We start from the raw sequence: 1,069 nt of genomic DNA on the forward strand, positions 1-1,069 counted from the left end.
GGCCAGGCGCGGGCCGGCCGGGCGCGGGATCGGAAGGAAACGTGCCATCGGCGGCATGTCGCCACGATCGGCCGCCGATGGCAACCGCCCGGATTCGTATGGCGGCCCTTCCTGTTTGCACGCTTCCCGTTTCAGGCCGCGCCGCAATAGCGCCGGCGCAGATGCGCGCGATAGGAAGCGGTCGACGGCGCCGCCCCGGTGGCCGCGCGGATGATCTCGGGCGTGGACAGCCGGCTGGCCTGGCTGTGGACATGGGTGCGCAGCCAGTCCAGCAGCGGGGCGAAATCGCCCCGGGCGATGCCGGCCCCGATCGCCGGATCGGCATCGAACGCCGCCTGGCGCAGTTGCGCGGCCAGGATCGCCCCCATCGTATAGGTCGGGAAATATCCCCACGCGCCAGACGGCCAGTGGATGTCCTGCAGGCAGCCCAGCCGGTCGTTCGGCACCGTCAGGCCCAGCAGGTCGAAAATGCCGGCATTGAACGCTTCCGGCAGGTCGCGCAGCGCCAGGCTGCCGTCGATCAGCGCGGTTTCCAACTGGTAGCGGACCAGCACATGGGCGGGATAGGTCACTTCGTCCGCGTCCACGCGGATGAAGCCTGGCCGCACCCGGGTCACGGCATGGTACAGCGACTCGGCCGACCAGGCCGGGTCCGAATCGTCGCCGCCGAACGCATCGCGCAGCAGCGGCGCCAGCCAGTCGATGAAGGGGCGCGACCGCGCGACCTGCATCTCCATCAGCAGCGACTGGCTTTCATGCAGGCTCATGCCGCGCGCCTGGCCGACCGGCTGCGTATGCCAGGCGGGCGGCAGGCCCTGCTCGTACAGCGCGTGGCCCGTTTCATGCACCACGCCCATCAGGGCGTTCAGCATGTCGTTCTCGTCATAGCGGGTGGTGATGCGCACATCGTCCTCGGCGCCGCCGCAGAACGGATGGATGCTGACATCCAGCCGCCCCCGCGCCATGTCGAAACCCAGCGCCTGCATGACCTGCCGTCCGACCGCCTCCTGACGGTGCATGGGAAAGGGGCCGGCCGGCAGTGCGGAGGCGGGCAGGGCGGCCTGGTGCG

1 pseudogene is annotated in these 1,069 nt (G+C 70.3%); it reads right to left on the minus strand.

Annotated elements, in window-relative coordinates:
• Nucleotides 1-131: 131 nt before the first annotated feature.
• Nucleotides 132-1,069, minus strand: a pseudogene (locus HUK84_RS19730) (carboxypeptidase M32); the annotation flags it as partial.

It is taken from the genome of Nguyenibacter vanlangensis, from assembly GCF_013376155.1.
GTDB classification, from domain to species: Bacteria; Pseudomonadota; Alphaproteobacteria; order Acetobacterales; family Acetobacteraceae; genus Gluconacetobacter; species Gluconacetobacter vanlangensis.